Raw genomic sequence first — 16,881 nt, 5'->3', positions numbered from 1 at the left:
GTCGATTGCGGTGAAGCAGTGCTCCGGTGAGCCGTTAGAGCTGGCGCAGGGCCCCGCCGTCGATGGCCCATTCGGCGCCGGTGACCTGAGCGGTGAGGGGAGACAGGAGATAGGCGATGACGCCCGCGACCTCTTCGGCCGTGCCGATGCGTCCGGTGGGCAGGCGGCGCTCGTTGCGGATGAAGTGGTCCACGGCCGCGTCGGCGGACATGCCGTACCGCTGGGCGAGCTGGTCGGCGAAGCCGCCGGGAGCGTCGAACAGGGCGGTGCGCGTGGGCCCTGGGGAGACCACGTTGGAGCGGATTCCGGCCGGTCCCAGCGAGGTGGCCAGGGACTTCGACACCGACAGCAGGGCGGCCTTGGACGCGGCGTAGTCGGCGATGGAGGCGTCGGGCAGCCGGGCAGCCTCGCTGGCGACATGGACGATGCTGCCTCCGGCGGGGTTGTCGTCCAGGGCCGGCAGGGCCGCGAGGGTGAGGCGAACGGCGGCATGGAGGTTGAGTTCGAAGGTGGTGTGCCACTGGGCGTCGTCGATGTCGGCGAAGGAGTCGCGGGAGGTGAGGGCGGCCGCGTTGTTGACCAGCCCGTCCAGCCGGCCGTGCGCCGCGATGACCTGGGCGACGGCCCGTTCGGCGGTGGTGGGGTCGGTGAGGTCGGCTCGGATGAGAGTGGTGGAGCCGGGCAACTGGAGCTGCGCGGCACTGCCGCGGGCAAGGGCTACGGTGTGCGCGCCCTCGGCGGCGAGGAGGCGGACGGTGGCCAGGCCGATGCCGCTGGTGGCGCCGGTGACGAGGATGACCTTGTCGGCGAGCTGCAGATCCATGGTGGTCTCCGGGAGGAAGGAAAGGTCGGGCGCGGGCTGCCGGGTGTCTTGGTGCCGGTCAGGCGCGGGCCGTCTGCTTCTTGGTGCGCAGGGCGACGACGGCGATGAGGACGCCGAGCAGGACGAGGGCGGCATTGACGGCGATGGCGATGGTGACGCCGTGCAGGATCGCGGCGCCGGTCATCGCGCCGGCCGTGGTGGCGGTGACGATCGCGGACATGATGGGGGTGCCCATGGTGATGCCGACCTGCTGGGACATGGAGGCCAGTCCGGTGGCCAGGCCCTGCTCGTGGTCAGGCAGGCCGGTGGTGGCGGTGACCATGAATCCGACGATGACCAGCATGTTGCCGACGCCGCCGAGGAAGGTCGCGGGCAGCAGCAGCGCCATCGAGGCGGACGTGCCGCCGAGGAGCAGCAGGACCGCGGTGAACGCCGCCTGCAGCAGACCGCCCGCGATCAGCGTGGTCAGGGTGGAGGTACGGGCGATGACCTTGGGTGCGAGCATCCCGCCGACCACGGTGCCGACACCGAGCACACCGAAGGAGACGCCGGCGGCCAGTGCGGAGAAGCCGAGGGTCTTCTGCATGTACAGGGTGAGCAGGTAGACCAGGGAGGTCTCGGTCACGAAGGCGAGCACGCCGAGCACGTTGCCCCAGGCCACGGTGCGCTTCCTGAGAACGTGGACGGGGACCAGGGGCTGGGCCGCCTTGCGCTCGATGAAGTAGAAGGCGACCAGCAGCACGGCGCCGACGAGCAGGGAGCCCAGCGCGATGGGGTGGGTCCAGCCGTGCTCACCGGCCTGGGTGAGACCGAAGACCAGGGCGAGCAGGCCGAGGGTGACGGACAGGGCGCCGGGCAGGTCCATCTTCGGGCGTTCGGCGGGGCGGGACTCGGTGATGACGGTGGGGGCGATCAGCAGGACGGCGACGGCGACGGGGACGTTGAGGAAGAAGGCCCAGCGCCAGGAGAGGAGGTCGGTGAGCACACCGCCGAGTACGGCGCCGGCGGTGAATCCGGCGGACATCAGGGCGCCGTTGAGCCCGAGCGCCTTCTGCCGCAGCGGGCCCTCAGGGAAGGACGTGGTGAGCAGGGCGAGTCCCGCGGGGGTGGCGGCGGCGGTGGCGAGGCCCTGGGCGACCCGGGCGATGATGAGGATCTCCGGACTGGTCGCCAGGCCGCCGACGAGAGAGGCCAGACCCAGCAGTGCGAGGCTGCCGAGGAAGATGCGCTTTCGGCCGATCAGGTCGCCGACGCGGCCGAAGAAGAGGGTGAACCCGGCCGCGGACAACGCGAAGGTGGTGGCGATCCACTGCAGGTTGGAGAGGGAGAAGCCGAGGCCGTCGCCGATCGCGGGGAGGGCGACGTTCAGGATGGAGAAGTCGACGGCCAGCATGAACTGGGCGACCAGCAGCACCACGAGGATCATCTTCAGGCGGCCCGTCAGCCGTTGCGGGGACGCCGCGTGAGCGGGAGCCGGAGCCGTGGCTCTGGGCAGGGGCTTCGTGGTGGACATGGCGGAGTTTCCTTTCGAGCAGGCCGGCGGGCAGCGCATGCGTACGAACGCCGGACGGAGGGTGCGGAGCCGAGCTAACGGGTCCCGCGTTCCATTAGGATGAGGGGACAGTAGCACGACATGCCGCTTTAAAGAAACTCCGGTCCCGATAAGAGTTCGTGAGAGAAGGAGCCCGCCATGGCCGCCGCACCACAGCCCGGCGCCGTCCGCCCTGGCGGACGGACCGCCCGCGTCCGCGAAGCCGTCCTGCGCGCCGCCGGCGACACCCTGGCCGAGAAGGGCTTCGACGCCCTCGACCTCGCCGAGATCGCCCGTGCCGCCGAGGTGGGGAAGACCACCGTCTACCGTCGCTGGGGCACGCCCGGCGTGCTCGCCGCCGACCTTCTCGACGACATGGCCCAAGGGTCCCTGCCCCGTACGCGTACCGGCAGCGTCGAGCAGGACCTGCACGCCAATGCCCGCCTGGTCGTCAAGACCCTCACCGATCCCCGCCAGGGCCCGCTGTTCAAGGCGCTGATCGCCGCCTCGCTCTGCGACGACCAGGCCGCGCGGGCGCTGCACCGCTTCTACGCCGTACGCATCGACGAATGGGCCGGCTGTGTCGCCGACGCCGTCGAACGGGGCGAGCTGCCTTCCGGCACCGATCCGCACCGGGTGATCGCGGCTGTCTCCGCGCCCCTGTACTACGCCTTCCTCAACACCGGAGAGCCGCTGGACGACGACGCCGCGGACCGCGCGGCGGCCGGCGCGCTGGCAGCCGCACGCGCCGGGGTCATCTCTCGGTGACCTCGACGGGAAACGTTTTCTGGAGCGGTCTTGCTGGGGTGTTTATGGGGGTTTTGCGCTAGGTGGTGGAAGTTTCGGTTGGGACAAAAAGGAGGCATACCCGGGCGGCGTCTGGAGGGGAGGGGGAGAGCACTGTGGCTACCGGGCGAGTAGAAGTGGGGAAAAAGGTGGATTACTGGAGTAAACCGGGAGTCGGAGATAAGCGTCTAGGGTCTGACAATTGTCGTGCATTTCGGGTTATAGGATGAAACATTATGTCAGCAAAAAGTCTTAGTGTGGTCGTTTGATTACTGTTAGTTATCGTCGCTTCAATGTGACCAATCCGTAGCCGTTCGCAATGACGACAGGCCGGATCAGTGCGGGCATCATGCCTATCGTGAGCGAGGGAAGCGTCGCCGACGCCAAAATTGGGGTAAGGCTCGCGTCGAGACTTCCGGCACGGACGGATGACTCCGACCTAAGGGAACTGACGAGCCTCGCCGTGCAGGGAGATCGCAGTGCGATCGAATCTCTGCTCGGGGAGTTGCGTCCGATGGTGGTGCGGTATTGCCGCGCCAGGCTGGGCAGGGTTTCAGGGCAATATCACATTGCCGATGACGTAGCCCAGGAGGTGTGCATCGCGGTCCTGTCCGCGTTGCCGCGATACCGAGACATGGGGCGGCCTTTTGCGTCCTTCGTCTTCGGGATCGCCTCGCACAAGGTGGCCGACGCGCTGCGCAGTTCGGTGCGCTCGGCCGTACCGACGCAAGATCTGCCCGACGGGCCGGACGACGGGCCCGGACCCGAGGAAACGGTCGTCCGCTACATCGAGGTGGAGCACGCACGCAGGCTGCTGGCCAGGCTGCCTGACAATCAACGGGAGTTGCTGCTGTTGCGGGTGGTGTCGGGCCTGTCGGCCGAGGAGACCGGTAATGTACTCGGTATGTCACCGGGTGCGGTTCGTGTCGCTCAACATCGGGCGCTGGCCAGGTTGCGGCAGATGGCCGAGCTGGAGTCGGCTTGACGCCAGAGGACGAGACCGACGCGCTGCTCGATGCGCTCGGTCGTGGAGAGATGCCTGACTCAGGCGATCCGGCAGTGCGGCTTCTGGCCGCGCTGCTCGATGATGTCGGTCAGCGGCGTTCCTCCGTGTCGATGACGCCGTCGACATAGCCTCTGGCGTACTCCCAGCTCACGTAGTCGGCTGGGTCCGGGTGAAAGGCCGGCTCGTGCACCTGCGGCTGGCCTTTCTCGATCATCTGTCGTAGGTTGCCGCGCAGCAGCTCCCAGTCGAAGAAGTGCTGCTCGCCGCATTCCGGGCAGTCGAGCACGAGGCCCAGCACGCCCTGCGGTTCGAGCAGGGAGCGGAAGACCTCGACGTCGGCGAGGTCGGTGATGGCCTCGTCGCGCTCGGCTGCGGTGAGTGGCTCGGCGTCGTCGAGCGCGCCCATCGCCGAGGAAGGGTCGTTCGGGTCGTCCGCGAACGGGTCGCGGGGGACGTCTTCCAGCACCTTCCCACCATATGACCGATGCGGCCCCAGCGGTGGGTATTGGCTCAGCCGTCTCCCCATGAATGGTCTGCCGGTGGATGTGACCAGCAGGTCAGGGCCGCCCGCTTCGTGTGGGGGTCAGTCCAGCCAGCCGCGCCGGGCGGCTTCCACGCCGGCGTGGAAGCGTGACTGGGCGCCCAGCTCCGTCATGGCCTCGGCGAACCGGGCGCGGACCGTACGCACGGACACCCCGAGCTGGCGGGCGATCGAGTCGTCGCACATGCCCTGGGCGGCCAGCCGCAACACCCGGGCCATGCCGTCGCCCCCGCGTCCCCATGGCAGCGGCACGGCTCGGGCCCACAACTCGTCGAAGAGCGAGCGGAGCACCCCGACCACGGTGGAGGTGCGGACGAGATAGAAGTTGTACGCGTGATCCGGCAGGCTGCCACCCCAGAACGGGGGCAGGCCGGCGACCTCCGGCCCCGCGGTCATGAACCAGCTCGGCACTTTGTCCAGAGTGCGTACTTTGCCCCCGGTTTCGGTTAGGCGGGTGAGCTGGTCGCGGACGCCGGGCAGCGTGAGGGTGGAGACCGGGATGATCACATGAACCGTGAGAAGCTTTCGTTTCTGCGCGTCAATCCACGGATCCGCAAATTTGCGGGCAAAGTCGATCATCGTGCGTTCGTCCGGAACGGCCGTCACCAATTCCATCGGCGGTGACGACTGCACGGCGATGCCCAGCACGCTTTCGTACAGCACGTCCGACCCGCTGGCCAGCTCCACCGTGAACGGCCCGCTCTGATAGGCCCGGCCGGCGTCGTAGTCGCGGATCAGCCCCCGGATCGAGCCGAGCGCCGAGTCGATCATGCGGCTCTCCTCGGCCAGCTTGTCCAGGCGTTCGGCGATCAGCCGGCCGAGGGCCGCGGCCGGATGCCGGGCGAGATACTGTCCCGACTGCTCGTCCACCACGCCGAGTTTGACGAGGTCGTCGAGCTGGCGGCCGACCTTCTCGATCGTGCCGTCCATGGCCTGGGCCAGATCGGTGCGCGTCGCTCTGTGCAGGCGCAGGACCGCCGAATACAGTGCGGTCTGTGCCGGGTCGAGGCCCAGCGTCTCGAAGGGATCAGACACGGTTCGGGGCTCGTTGCGCATTATGGGCGGCTCCGTTGGGGGGACACGGGCGTGCCGCGAGAATAACCCTGCCTGGAGCTGCTGTCCTGTCCTTGCGCCTACTCGTCCGGGGAGACTGCAACTTCGTGCAATTGCACGTTTTCACCTTGCGATGTTCCGTTGCGTAACGCAGGATTTACACAGCGTCGGCATCCCGCAGAGGTGCGGTCGCGCGGCCCATCAGGACGCGGAGGGGGGTTCGGTGGGCGCGGCGCTTCCATGCCTGGATGCCGGTGGCCGGGGGATGGGACGGATCACCGACCGTCCCATCCCCAGGCACTTCTGGATGCCGGGAGCACGACGGGCCGTGGGGGTCATCGTGCTCCCGGCATCACCGTGTTTTGGAGGCACCCCCTAGAATTAACGAAACAGCGCAACGGCAGGAGGGGGCCGCAGCATGTCCAAGTTCACCGAGATAGGTTTGACCTTCGATGACGTGCTGCTGGTGCCGGGCTACTCGGATCTCCAACCAGGCGACGCGGACACCAGGTCACGCCTGTCCCGGGGCATCACGCTGTCCATCCCGCTGGTCTCAGCGGCCATGGACACCGTGACCGAGGCCCGCATGGCGGTCGCCATGGCGCGCCAGGGCGGCATCGGCATCCTGCACCGCAACCTGTCGGTCGAGGAGCAGGCCCAGCAGGTCGATCTCGTCAAGCGGTCCGAGGCGGGCATGGTCACCAATCCGGTGACGTGCAGCCCGGACGACACGCTGGCGGACGTCGAACGGTTGTGCGCGACGTACCGGATCTCCGGGGTACCGGTGACGGATATGTCAGGCACGCTGGTCGGCATCGTGACAAATCGTGACATGCGCTTCGAGACCGACCAGGCGCGCTCCGTGCGCGAGGTCATGACGAAGATGCCGCTGGTCACCGCCCCCGTCGGGGTGTCGCGTGACGACGCCTTCGCGCTCCTCCGGCAGAACAAGATCGAGAAGCTGCCCCTGGTCGACTCCGACGGCAGGCTGCGCGGCCTCATCACGGTCAAAGACTTCACCAAGAGCGAGCAGTATCCCCTCTCCACCAAGGACGCCGGCGGCCGGCTGGTCGTGGGGGCGGCGGTCGGCGTCGGCGGTGACGCCGAGCTGCGGGCCAAGGCGCTGATCGAGGCCGGGGTCGACGTGGTGGTCGTGGACGTGGCCCACGGTCACTCCAAGGGGCTGGCCGACATGATCGCCAAGGTCAAGGCCAACAGCAAGGTCCAGGTCATCGGCGGCAACATCGCGACCAGGGCAGGCGCCCAGATGCTGGTCGACGCGGGCGCCGACGCGGTGAAGGTGGGCGTGGGGCCGGGCTCGATCTGCACCACGCGCGTGGTGGCCGGGGTCGGCGCGCCGCAGGTCACCGCCATTCACGAGGCTTCCAAGGCGTGCGCGCCGGCGGGTGTGCCGGTGATCGGCGACGGCGGGCTGCAATACTCCGGCGACATCGTCAAGGCGATCGCCGCCGGCGCGGACACGGTCATGCTGGGCTCGCTGCTCGCCGGGTGCGAGGAGTCGCCCGGTGAGCTGATCTTCATCAACGGCAAGCAGTTCAAGTCGTACCGGGGCATGGGGTCGCTCGGCGCCGTGCGCAACCGCGAGCGGGGCGGCCAGTCCTTCAGCAAGGACCGCTACGCCCAGGCCGACGTCGGCGGCGAGGACAAGTTCATCCCCGAGGGCATCGAGGGCCAGGTCCCCTTCAGGGGCCCGGTGTCGGCCGTCGCGCACCAGCTCGTCGGCGGGCTGCGCCAGGGCATGTGGTACGCCGGGTGCCGCACGATCACTCAGATGCACACCGACTGCGAGCTCATGCCGATCACGGCGTCGGGTCTCAAGGAGAGCCATCCCCACGACATCCAGATGACCGTGGAAGCTCCGAACTATCACAGAAGGTAAGTCATGACGCAGCAGGTGGAGATCGGCCGGGGCAAGTCCGGGCGACGGGGATACTCACTTGACGAGATCGGCCTGGTGCCCTCGCGGCGCACCCGCGATCCCGAGGAGGTGTCGATCGCCTGGCAGATCGACGCCTACCGCTTCGAGCTTCCCGTGATCGTCGCTCCCATGGACAGCGTGGTGTCGCCCGCCACCGCCATTGAGATCGGCCGGCTCGGTGGCCTGGCGCCGCTCGACCTCGAAGGGCTCTGGACGCGCTACGAGGACCCGTCGTCCCTGCTGGAGGAGTGCGCGGCCCTCGACGCGGAGGCGGCCACCAAGCGGCTGCAGGAGATCTACGCCGCGCCGATCAAGGAGGAGCTGATCGGCCGGCGGATCGAGGAGATCCGCGCCTCCGGGGTGACGACGGCCGTACGGTTGTCGCCGCAGCGCACCGTGCAGTACCACAAGACGGTCATCGACGCCGGTGTGGACATCTTCGTCATCCGGGGCACCACGGTCTCCGCCGAGCACGTCTCGGGGCGCGCGGAGCCGCTCAACCTCAAGCAGTTCATCTACGAGCTCGACGTGCCGGTCATCGTGGGCGGCTGCGCCACCTACACGGCCGCCCTGCACCTGATGCGCACGGGCGCGGCCGGTGTGCTGGTCGGGTTCGGCGGCGGCGCCTCGCATACCACGCGCAACGTGCTGGGGGTGGCCGTGCCGATGGCCACCGCGATCTCGGACGTGGCGGCGGCGCGCCGCGACTACATGGACGAGTCGGGCGGACGCTACGTGCACGTGATCGCCGACGGCGGCATGGGCACCTCCGGTGACATCGCCAAGGCCATCGCCTGCGGCACCGACGCCGTGATGGTGGGCTCGCCGCTGGCGCGCGCCGTCGAGGCGCCCGGGCACGGGTTCCACTGGGGGTCGGAGGCGCACCACCCGGATCTGCCGCGCGGGCGGCGGGTCGAGTTCGGGACGGTGGGGACGCTGGAGCAGATCCTGCACGGGCCGTCCAGCGTCGCCGACGGATCGATGAACCTGATGGGCGCGCTGAAGCGCACGATGGCCTCCACAGGCTACTCCGACATCAAGGAGTTCCAGCGGGTCGAGGTCGTGGTGGCGCCGATCCAGCACTGACGGAGAGGCGGGTCCAGAGCGTGGGCCCGCCGGATCCGGCGCCGATCAAGGGACGGTTCTGTTGTTCCTGCCGGTGGACCTGCCTGGCGGCGGGTCCACCGGCGGCTTTTCCGCGGCGGGCGGCCCTTGTCCCGGTGATCAGCGGGTGTACGTCAGCACGATCGTGCCGTTGCTGAACGTCCGGGTGCCGGTCAGGCTGAACACCGTCGGGCGGAACTCGCCGTCGAAGGCCGAGATGCCGGTCCCGGCCACCACCGGATAACTCTTGACGATGAGCTCGTCGATCTCCGGCAGGAGATGGGCGGCGAGGTTGCCGCCGCCGCAGAGCCAGACGTCCTGGTCTCCGTCCTCCTGCTTCAGGCTGCGCACCAGGTCGATGGGGTCGCCGGCGACCAGCTCCACGGCCGGGTCCTCGATGCCCTTGATCGTGTTGGAGACGACGTACTGCCGCAGGTGCGCGTAGGGACTCGTGACGCCGATGTCCAGGGCCGGCTGGTAGGTGCCGCGGCCCATGATCACGGTGTCGAAGCGCTGGTTGGGCCTGTCGAGGCCGATCTGCGTCCTGATGTGGGTGGGGACGGTCTCGGGAAAGTTCTCGGTCAGGTCGGCCGCCATGTCGTCGGCCAGCGGGTAGAAGTCGATCTCGCCGTGCGGCCCCGCGATGTAGCCGTCGATGGAGATGGCCACGTAGTAGACGAGTTTCCGCAAAACGACTCCATATCGTCGGGCGGCCGACGCTGCCCGACGGTGATCGGCGAGGAGCTGGTGAGCAGCGCCGTCGGGCGGTCGCCGTCCTAGTATCCCTGGCGTGGCCGATCTTCAGCATACCCATGAGGTGACCTTTGACGGTGATCTCGTCACCAAGCGCTACGTGCCCGGCAAGCCGGGGGCGGCCGCATGCGAATGGCGGGCCCTGCGGCTCCTGGCCGAGCACGCGCCCGGCCTCGCGCCCGAGCCGATCGCCTTCGAGGACGGCGTGGTGACCATGAGCAGGGTCGACGGTGTGCCGCTGCGCGGGCTCTTCGCGGGGGACGAGCACGTCGCCGCCATGGCCGGGGCCCTTGCCGAGCTGCACTCCGCCGTCCCGCGGCACGTCCTGCGGGCCGTGCCGGTGCGCCCGTGGCAGCGCGAGGCGCTCGTCGGCCGGCTCCGGCCGCGCTGCGCGAGCTGGCAGCCGAGAGACCCGCTGGCCGACCGGGCCGTGCTGGAGGGCTTGCGCTGGCTGGACGGCTGGGACCCGGGGGAGTCGGGGATCACGCCGGTGTTCGGGGGCGGCGACGGCAACCTGGCCAACTTCCTGTGGGACGGCGTCCGCGTCCGCATCGTCGACTTCGAGGAGTCGGGGCGCAGCGATCTGGCGTTCGAGCTGGCCGAGCTGGCTGAGCACGTGTCGATGTGGGTGGACGGCGAGGTGGCAGACGTCACCCGCCGGTTCGAGCTGAGCCCGCCCGAGGAGCGGCGGCTGCGCGAATGCCGCAAGCTGCTCACGCTCGTCTGGTTCTTCCTGCTGTCGCACGAGAGCCCGCGCAACCCTCCGGGCACCTTCCAGCGCCAGGCCGAGCGTGTGCTGGCCGGATTGGGCGCGTGACTCAGCCCGTGAGCACGCCGAGCAGGTGGGTGACCTCCCTGGCCACGGCGTCGCGCCCGGCCTTGAGATACTTGCGCGAGTCGACGACCCGCTCGTCGTGGGCCAGATAGTCGCGTACGGCGCCGGTGAACGCCTTGTTCAGGTGCGTCGCGATGTTGATCTTCTTCATGCCGTGCCGTACGGCCTCGCGCAGCACGTCGTCCGGCACCCCTGACGAGCCGTGCAGCACCAGCGGCACCGGCACGGCGGCCCGCAGTTCGGCGATGAGCTCCAGGTCCAGGACCGCGTCCTTGGTGGTCATCGCGTGCGAGGTGCCCACGGCCACGGCCAGCGCGTCCACGCCGGTCCTGGCCACGTAGTCGACCGCCTCGTGCGGCTTGGTGCGGACGCCGGGGGCGTGCACGCCGTCCTTGCCCCCGACCTCGCCGAGCTCGGCCTCCACCCACACCCCGCGCTCGTGGCACCAGGCGGCCACCTCGGCGGTCGCGGCGACGTTCTCCTCGTCGGGCAGGGCCGAGGCGTCGTACATCACCGAGCCGAGCCCCAGCTCCACCGCCTCCACCACGAGCGCCCGGTCGGTGGCGTGGTCGAGGTGCACGGCGACCGGCACGTCGGCCCGCCTGGCGATCGCGAGCGCGGCCAGCGCGACGGGCTCCAGCGCGCCGTGGTAGCGCACGGCGTTCTCGCTGATCTGCAGCACGACCGGAAGGTCGAGGGCCTCGGCGCCGGTCACGATCGCGGTGGCGTGTTCGAGCTGGATCACGTTGAACGCGCCCACCCCTGCGGGCGACCGGCCGATGATGTCGCCGATGGTGGCGAGGGGCATGGGGGGCTCCTTACGTGATGACGATCTGGGGGTGGATGTCGGCGTAGACGTCCCGGTCGAAGTCGCCGGCCACCGGCGCGGCCACGGCCGCCGCGCCGAGCGCCGCGGCCCGCCTGAGCCGGTCGGGCCAGGGGGACGACTCCAGCAGCCCCAGCGCCAGCCCGGCCACCAGCGAGTCGCCCGCGCCGGTCGGGTTGCCCTCCACGGTGTACGGCATGCGCGCCCGGAACGTGCCCTCCTCGGTGACCGCCAGCAGCCCGTCGGCGCCCATGGACACCACCACGGCTTCGGCGCCCTGGCCGCGCAGCGCGTGCGCGCCCTCGGCCGGAGTGCCGCCGGGCACGGCTCTGGCGAGCTCCTCGGCGTTGGGCTTGACCACGGCGGGGCGGCCCTTGGGCGCGTGGCGCAGCGGGTCGCCGTCGGCGTCCACGATGGCGGGAACGCCGCTGTCCGCCGCGATGGCCGCCAGGGTGGCGTAGACGTCGGCCGGGATGCCGCGCGGGAGGCTGCCCGAGATGACGACGACCTGGGCCGTCGCCAGCAGGGCTGCATACGTTGTCAGGAAATTTCGTAGCTCGTCTGGCGTGACGTCGGGGCCGGGCTCGTTGAACAGCGCCGTACGGCGACCGGGCGCTCCAGAGAGCGCGCGTGCGCCTGGACCTGCTGTCTCGGAGACAGCAGGCGTGGCGCTGGAGGCTGTCTCGGAGACGGCCAGTGTGGTGCGGGAGTCGGCGGCGATGGCGCACAGGGCGCTCGGCAGCCCCGCCGCCCGCAGGTCCGCCTCGATGGCCGAGCCGGTCGGCCCGCCCGCCAGCCCCGTGACCAGCACCTCCTGGCCCAGCGCGGCGAGCACACGGGCCACGTTGACGCCCTTGCCGCCGGCCCGGCGATGCACCGCGCTGACCCGGTTGACCCCGTCCCAGTCGACACCGGGAACCTGGTAGGTCACGTCGAGGGCGGCGTTGAGCGTCACCGTGAGGATCATCAGGGCTCCGTGATCCAGACGCCGTCCTTCAGCACGCCGTCCACCTCCAGTGAGTCGGAGAGCACGACCAGGTCGGCCGCCTTGCCCACCGCGATCGAGCCGATCCTGTCCGCCTGGCCCAGCACCCGCGCGGGGGTCAGCGAGGCCACCTGGACGGCGTCGGGCAGCGACATGCCCACCTCCTGGACGCTGCGCCGGAAGGCGACGTCCATGGTCAGCGTGGCGCCCGCGATGCTGCCGCCCTCGACCAGCCGGGCCACGCCGTCCCGAACCCGGACCTGCATGGGGCCGAGCACGTAGTCGCCGTCGCCGAGGCCGGTGGCCGACATCGCGTCCGTGATCAGGGTCGTGCGGCCGGGCCCGGCCACCTCGTACGCCAGCCGCAACATGGCCGGATGCACGTGCACCCCGTCGTTGATCAGCTCGACGGTCACCCGCTCGTCGTCGAGCAGCGCGGCCACGGGCCCGGGAGCGCGGTGCCCGAGCGGCGGCATCGCGTTGTACAGATGCGTGGCCACGCTCGCGCCGGCCTCGATGCCCGCGATCGTCTGGTCGTAGTCGGCGTCGCTGTGCCCCAGGGCCGCGATCACGCCCTCCGCGGTGGCCATCCGGATCATCTCCAGCGCCCCCGGCAGCTCGGCCGCGATGGTGACCATCCGCACGTGCCCGCGCCCGGCCTTGACCAGCCCGGCGAACTCCGCCGCGACCGGCTCGCGCAACAACGACGGGTCGTGCGCCCCGCACCGCGCCTTGGCGATGTAGGGGCCTTCGAAGTGGATGCCGGCCAGCAGCCCCTCGTCGCAGAGCTCGGCCAGCGCCGACGCCGCCCTGGTCAGCCCGTCGAGCGAGTCGGTGACCAGGCTGGCGATCATCGTGGTGGTGCCGTGGCGCCGGTGCAGCGCGACCGCGTCACGCGCCTGCTCCTGCTCGCCGGTCGGGAACGAGCCACCCGCGCCGCCGTGGTTGTGGATGTCCACGAAGCCGGGCACGACGTGCCGCCCGCCCATGCTCAGGCCCGGACCGGGGGCTGATCCGTGGCCGACATGCGTGATGCGGCCGTCTTCGATGGTCAGCCACCCCTCGTGAACTCCGTCGGGAGTCACGATTCTGGCGTCGGCGAGAGTAAGGCTCATGAAGAAAGGATCACAGATCGCGTGAGGTGTATGGGCTCGTCGGGGTTCAGCCCGCGGGCGAAAGCCCTGGCGACGGCCACCCGCTGGGCCCTGATGAGCTCGGCCATCGGGTCGAGTGCGCTCTCGGCGAACGTCGCGCCGGTCGCCTCCACCTGCTCGCGCAGGCCCTCGGGCGCGGCGCCGAGCATCCAGGTGACGCGGCCGGGCGCGGCGATGCTGATCGGGCCGTGGCGGTATTCCATCGCCGGGTAGGCCTCCGTCCACGAGCGGGACGCCTCGCGCATCTTCAGCGCGGCCTCCTGCGCCAGGCCGACCGACCAGCCGGTGCCCAGGAAGCTGAACTGCTCGGCCTCGACCAGCTCGGCCGGCAGCGGCGCGGCCACGGCCTGCTCGGCGTCGGCGATGGCCTGCGTGAGGTCCTCGCCGAGGCTGGCGCGCAGCAGCGCGAGCTGCGTGGTGGCGAACCTGGTCTGCACGACCGACTGCTCGTCGGCGTAGTCGAGCACGACGACCTCGTCGGCGGCCCGCATGATCGGCGTCTTGGGGTCGGCGGTGATCGCCGTGCTCTTCGTGCTCGTCCTGGCGAGCAGCTCCAGCACCTCGGTCGTGGTGCCGGAGCGGGTCAGCGCGAGCACGCGGTCGTACGAGCGGTCGATCGGCGCCTCGGAGGCGGCGAAGGCGTCGGTCTCGCCGTGCCCCGCCCGCTCCCGCAGCGCCGCGTAGGCCATCGCGATGAACCACGACGTGCCGCAGCCGATGACGGCGACCCGCTCGCCCCGGCGCGGCAGCGCGTCCGCGGGAACGCTCGCGACGGCGCGGCGCCAGCACGACGGCTGGGACGCGATCTCGGCCTCGGTGTGGGTGGTCACCACTTGCCTCCCCCGTGATTGATTGTTTCTGCTGTTTTTATACCAGGAAACTGCATCAATGAACACTGTTCGCTCTGGCCTGCTCGGTTGTGCAACGCTTGCTCCTGACCTCGTGCCTTAGGGAGGCATTCGTGTCCCGCTACGATCGCTGGAACGCCATCCTCGAACTGCTGGCCCAAGAGGGCAGGCTGTCGGTGGAGGAGGCCTCCCAGGCGCTCACCGTCTCCACCGCGACGATCCGGCGGGACTTCGATCAGCTCGCGCAGCAGCAGATGCTCATGCGCACGCGGGGCGGCGCGGTCGCCCAGAGCGTGAGCTACGACCTCCCGCTGCGCTACAAGACGGCCAGGCACGCCGACGCCAAGCACCGCATCGCGAACGCGGCGGCCGAGCTGGTGACCCCCGGCGCCGTGGTGGGGCTCAACGGCGGCACCACGACCTCCGAGCTCGCGCGCTCACTGGCCACGCAGTCCACGCTGGAGAGCGGCTTCACGATCGTCACGAACGCGCTCAACATCGCCTCCGAGCTGACCGTCCGCCAGCACGTCAAGATCGTGGTGACCGGCGGGGTGGCCAGGCCGCAGTCCTACGAGCTGATCGGGCCGCTGGCGACGGGCGTGCTGGAGCAGGTGACGCTCGACGTGGCCTTCCTCGGGGTGGACGCGCTCGACGTCGAGCTGGGCGCCTCGGCCCACCACGAGGGCGAGGCGAGCGTCAACAACCTGCTGATCAGCCGGGCCGGGCAGGTGGTCGTGGTGGCCGACTCCTCCAAGGTGGGCAAACGGGCGTTCTCCCGCATCTGCCCGATCGAGCAGATCGACACGCTGGTCACCGACTCCCAGCTCTCCGACACCCTCGCGGGACAGCTCACCGACGCGGGGGTGAAGGTCGTACGTGCCTGACGGCGTTACATGCCGATGCCAGAGCGGGTAGGTATGGCGCAAGTGACAAAAGCCGTCGCAGGGGGACTTCATGACGTCGGGAAGGGGCGTGGCCCGGCTCGGGCCCGCGGAGCGGACCGAGGCGCTGGAGCGCATGGCCGCGCAGGAGCTCGACGTGGTCGTGGTCGGCGGCGGCGTCGTGGGGGCCGGGATCGCCCTCGACGCCGCGACGCGCGGGCTGGACGTGGGCCTGGTCGAGGCGAGGGACTTCGCGTCGGGCACGTCCTCGCGCTCGTCCAAGCTGATCCACGGCGGTCTGCGTTACCTGGAGCAGCTCAACTTCGAGCTCGTGCGCGAGGCGCTGCAGGAGCGCGCGCTGCTGCTGCAGCGGATCGCGCCGCACCTGGTCAGGCCGGTGCCGTTCCTGTTCCCGCTGACCCACTACGTGTGGGAGCGGGCCTACGTGGGCGCCGGGGTGGCGCTCTACGACACGCTCGGGCTGGCCACCGGCCTCGGCAGGGGTGTGCCGGGGCACCGGCATCTGTCCAGGTCGCGGGCGCTGCGGCTGGCGCCGGCGCTGAAGAAGAGCGCGTTGACGGGCGCCGTCCAGTACTGGGACGCCCAGGTGGACGACGCGCGTTTCGTGATGACCATGCTGCGCACGGCGGCGACCTACGGCGCGCACGTCGCACCCAGGGCGCAGGTCGTGGGGTTCCTGCGGGAGGGCGAGCGGGTCACCGGGGTGCGCGTGCGCGACCTGGAGTCCGGCGAGGAGATGGAGATCCGCGCCCGGCAGGTGGTCAACGCCACCGGCGTCTGGACCGACGACATCCAGGAGCTGGTCGGCGGCCGGGGCCAGATCCACGTCCGGGCCTCCAAGGGCATCCACCTGGTCGTGCCGCGCGACCGGATCCACTCGCGGACCGGGATCATCCTGCGGACGGAGAAGTCCGTGCTGTTCGTGATCCCCTGGGGCCGCCACTGGGTCATCGGCACCACCGACACCGAGTGGACGCTCGACAAGTCCCACCCGGCCGCCTCCCGGGCCGACATCGACTACCTGCTCGACCACGTCAACGCCGTCCTGTCCGTGCCCCTGACCCGCGACGACGTCGAGGGCGTCTACGCGGGGTTGCGGCCGTTGTTGTCGGGCGAGTCCGACGAGACGTCCAAGCTGTCCAGGGAGCACGTGGTGGCGCATCCGGTGCCGGGCCTGGTGATGACCGCGGGCGGGAAGTACACCACCTACCGGGTCATGGCCGAGGACGCCGTGAACGCCGTCGCGCACGGGCTCGACCAGCGGGTGCCGCGGTCGTGCACCGACCGCGTCCCGCTCGTGGGCGCCGAGGGCTATCAGGCGTTGTGGAACTCCAGGCACCGCATCGCCCAGACCTCCGGGCTGCACGTCGCCAGGATCGAGCACCTGCTCCAGCGCTACGGCTGCCTGATCGACGAGGTGCTGGAGCTGATCGAGCGCGACCCGTCGCTGGCCAGGCCGCTGGCGGGGGCCGACGACTATCTGCGCGCCGAGATCGTCTACGCCGCCACCCACGAGGGCGCCCGGCACCTCAACGACGTGCTGACCCGGCGTACGCGCATCTCCATCGAGACCTTCCACCGGGGCCTGGCCGTGGCGCAGGAGGCGGCCGAGCTGATGGCCGAGCCGCTCGACTGGGACGGCGAGCAGGTCAAGAGAGAGGTCGAGTACTACGCGAAGCGGGTCGAGGCCGAGCGGCGCTCCCAGGAGCAGGACTCCGACCAGGAGGCGGACGCGATCCGGCTCGGCGCGCCGGAGATCGTCCCCGTCGAAGCGCCGGAGCATCCGTGACCCGGG

Annotated in this window: 16 protein-coding genes; 7 read left to right on the top strand and 9 right to left on the bottom strand. The window is 70.3% G+C overall.

The features are described 5' to 3' along the window. Nucleotides 1-34: 34 nt before the first annotated feature. Together ACWD0F_RS03515 and ACWD0F_RS03510 are read right to left on the bottom strand one after the other, a co-directional pair. Complete coding sequence (locus ACWD0F_RS03515; RefSeq protein ID WP_449872306.1) at nt 35-823, bottom strand: SDR family NAD(P)-dependent oxidoreductase; 789 nt, start codon at nt 821-823, stop codon at nt 35-37. Nucleotides 824-881: 58 nt separating this feature from the next. Next, entirely contained in the window at nt 882-2,336 is a 1,455-nt protein-coding gene (locus ACWD0F_RS03510) for an MFS transporter (protein WP_449872305.1), read from the bottom strand. A 177-nt stretch (nt 2,337-2,513) separates the two neighbouring features. Here ACWD0F_RS03510 and ACWD0F_RS03505 point away from each other — a divergent pair, with 177 nt between their 5' ends. Together ACWD0F_RS03505 and ACWD0F_RS03500 are read left to right on the top strand one after the other, a co-directional pair. Continuing rightward, nucleotides 2,514-3,122 carry a TetR/AcrR family transcriptional regulator gene (locus ACWD0F_RS03505; protein WP_449872304.1) on the top strand — a complete coding sequence of 203 codons (609 nt, stop codon included), beginning with the start codon at nt 2,514-2,516 and terminating at the stop codon, nt 3,120-3,122. A gap of 367 nt (nt 3,123-3,489) precedes the next feature. Continuing rightward, nucleotides 3,490-4,125, top strand: a complete 636-nt coding sequence (locus tag ACWD0F_RS03500) for a sigma-70 family RNA polymerase sigma factor (protein ID WP_090930520.1) — start codon at nt 3,490-3,492, stop codon at nt 4,123-4,125. A gap of 109 nt (nt 4,126-4,234) precedes the next feature. Here ACWD0F_RS03500 and ACWD0F_RS03495 read toward each other — a convergent pair whose 3' ends face one another. Continuing rightward, entirely contained in the window at nt 4,235-4,612 is a 378-nt protein-coding gene (locus tag ACWD0F_RS03495; protein ID WP_090930411.1) for a DUF5319 domain-containing protein, read from the bottom strand. A gap of 117 nt (nt 4,613-4,729) precedes the next feature. Then, nucleotides 4,730-5,722: a helix-turn-helix domain-containing protein gene (locus ACWD0F_RS03490; protein ID WP_449872303.1), complete on the bottom strand. Its 993-nt coding sequence runs from the start codon at nt 5,720-5,722 to the stop codon at nt 4,730-4,732. 436 nt (nt 5,723-6,158) lie between these two features. On the opposite strand from ACWD0F_RS03490, the gene guaB reads away from it, so the two are divergent. Then, nucleotides 6,159-7,640: an IMP dehydrogenase gene (guaB, locus tag ACWD0F_RS03485; protein ID WP_449872302.1), complete on the top strand. Its 1,482-nt coding sequence runs from the start codon at nt 6,159-6,161 to the stop codon at nt 7,638-7,640. A 3-nt stretch (nt 7,641-7,643) separates the two neighbouring features. Continuing rightward, complete coding sequence (locus ACWD0F_RS03480) at nt 7,644-8,765, top strand: GuaB3 family IMP dehydrogenase-related protein (RefSeq protein ID WP_449872301.1); 1,122 nt, start codon at nt 7,644-7,646, stop codon at nt 8,763-8,765. 138 nt (nt 8,766-8,903) lie between these two features. Here ACWD0F_RS03480 and ACWD0F_RS03475 read toward each other — a convergent pair whose 3' ends face one another. Then, a complete protein-coding gene (locus ACWD0F_RS03475) occupies nt 8,904-9,473 on the bottom strand; it encodes a dihydrofolate reductase family protein (RefSeq protein WP_449872300.1) in 570 nt (189 codons plus the stop codon). Between the two features lie 127 nt (nt 9,474-9,600). Between ACWD0F_RS03475 and ACWD0F_RS03470 the strand changes: the two genes are divergently transcribed. Then, entirely contained in the window at nt 9,601-10,353 is a 753-nt protein-coding gene (locus tag ACWD0F_RS03470) for a phosphotransferase family protein (RefSeq protein WP_449872299.1), read from the top strand. A 1-nt stretch (nt 10,354) separates the two neighbouring features. Here the strand turns inward: ACWD0F_RS03470 and ACWD0F_RS03465 are convergent, their stop codons facing one another. From ACWD0F_RS03465 to ACWD0F_RS03450, 4 genes are read right to left on the bottom strand one after another with little or no spacing between them, the layout of a single operon-like run. Beyond that, a complete protein-coding gene (locus tag ACWD0F_RS03465; protein WP_449872298.1) occupies nt 10,355-11,179 on the bottom strand; it encodes a class II fructose-bisphosphate aldolase in 825 nt (274 codons plus the stop codon). Between the two features lie 10 nt (nt 11,180-11,189). Further along, nucleotides 11,190-12,164, bottom strand: coding sequence for a 1-phosphofructokinase family hexose kinase (locus ACWD0F_RS03460; protein WP_449872297.1), 975 nt, complete (start codon nt 12,162-12,164; stop codon nt 11,190-11,192). Beyond that, entirely contained in the window at nt 12,164-13,297 is a 1,134-nt protein-coding gene (nagA, locus tag ACWD0F_RS03455; protein WP_449872296.1) for an N-acetylglucosamine-6-phosphate deacetylase, read from the bottom strand. Before nagA ends, ACWD0F_RS03460 begins: the two co-directional genes overlap by 1 nt. Further along, complete coding sequence (locus tag ACWD0F_RS03450; RefSeq protein ID WP_449872295.1) at nt 13,294-14,166, bottom strand: SIS domain-containing protein; 873 nt, start codon at nt 14,164-14,166, stop codon at nt 13,294-13,296. Before ACWD0F_RS03450 ends, nagA begins: the two co-directional genes overlap by 4 nt. Before the next feature lie 131 nt (nt 14,167-14,297). On the opposite strand from ACWD0F_RS03450, the gene ACWD0F_RS03445 reads away from it, so the two are divergent. Together ACWD0F_RS03445 and glpD are read left to right on the top strand one after the other, a co-directional pair. Beyond that, nucleotides 14,298-15,068: a DeoR/GlpR family DNA-binding transcription regulator gene (locus ACWD0F_RS03445; RefSeq protein ID WP_449872294.1), complete on the top strand. Its 771-nt coding sequence runs from the start codon at nt 14,298-14,300 to the stop codon at nt 15,066-15,068. Nucleotides 15,069-15,138: 70 nt separating this feature from the next. Then, nucleotides 15,139-16,875 (top strand): glycerol-3-phosphate dehydrogenase, encoded by a 1,737-nt coding sequence (glpD, locus tag ACWD0F_RS03440; RefSeq protein WP_449872293.1) that lies wholly within the window; start codon nt 15,139-15,141, stop codon nt 16,873-16,875. Nucleotides 16,876-16,881 lie beyond the last annotated feature (6 nt).

This window comes from Nonomuraea sp. NPDC002799, from assembly GCF_053592075.1.
Note: the sequence above shows the minus strand (reverse complement) of the source record. Positions and strands in the feature narration are given on the sequence as shown.

Bases quoted from the DNA above. Each gene is read 5' to 3' on its own strand.
- ACWD0F_RS03515 (WP_449872306.1), bottom strand. From the start codon at position 823: ATGGATCTGCAGCTCGCCGACAAGGTCATCCTCGTCACCGGCGCCACC.
- ACWD0F_RS03510 (WP_449872305.1), bottom strand. From the start codon at position 2,336: ATGTCCACCACGAAGCCCCTGCCCAGAGCCACGGCTCCGGCTCCCGCT.
- ACWD0F_RS03505 (WP_449872304.1), top strand. From the start codon at position 2,514: ATGGCCGCCGCACCACAGCCCGGCGCCGTCCGCCCTGGCGGACGGACC.
- ACWD0F_RS03500 (WP_090930520.1), top strand. From the start codon at position 3,490: ATGCCTATCGTGAGCGAGGGAAGCGTCGCCGACGCCAAAATTGGGGTA.
- guaB (WP_449872302.1), top strand. From the start codon at position 6,159: ATGTCCAAGTTCACCGAGATAGGTTTGACCTTCGATGACGTGCTGCTG.
- ACWD0F_RS03480 (WP_449872301.1), top strand. From the start codon at position 7,644: ATGACGCAGCAGGTGGAGATCGGCCGGGGCAAGTCCGGGCGACGGGGA.
- ACWD0F_RS03465 (WP_449872298.1), bottom strand. From the start codon at position 11,179: ATGCCCCTCGCCACCATCGGCGACATCATCGGCCGGTCGCCCGCAGGG.
- ACWD0F_RS03460 (WP_449872297.1), bottom strand. From the start codon at position 12,164: ATGATCCTCACGGTGACGCTCAACGCCGCCCTCGACGTGACCTACCAG.
- nagA (WP_449872296.1), bottom strand. From the start codon at position 13,297: ATGAGCCTTACTCTCGCCGACGCCAGAATCGTGACTCCCGACGGAGTT.
- glpD (WP_449872293.1), top strand. From the start codon at position 15,139: ATGACGTCGGGAAGGGGCGTGGCCCGGCTCGGGCCCGCGGAGCGGACC.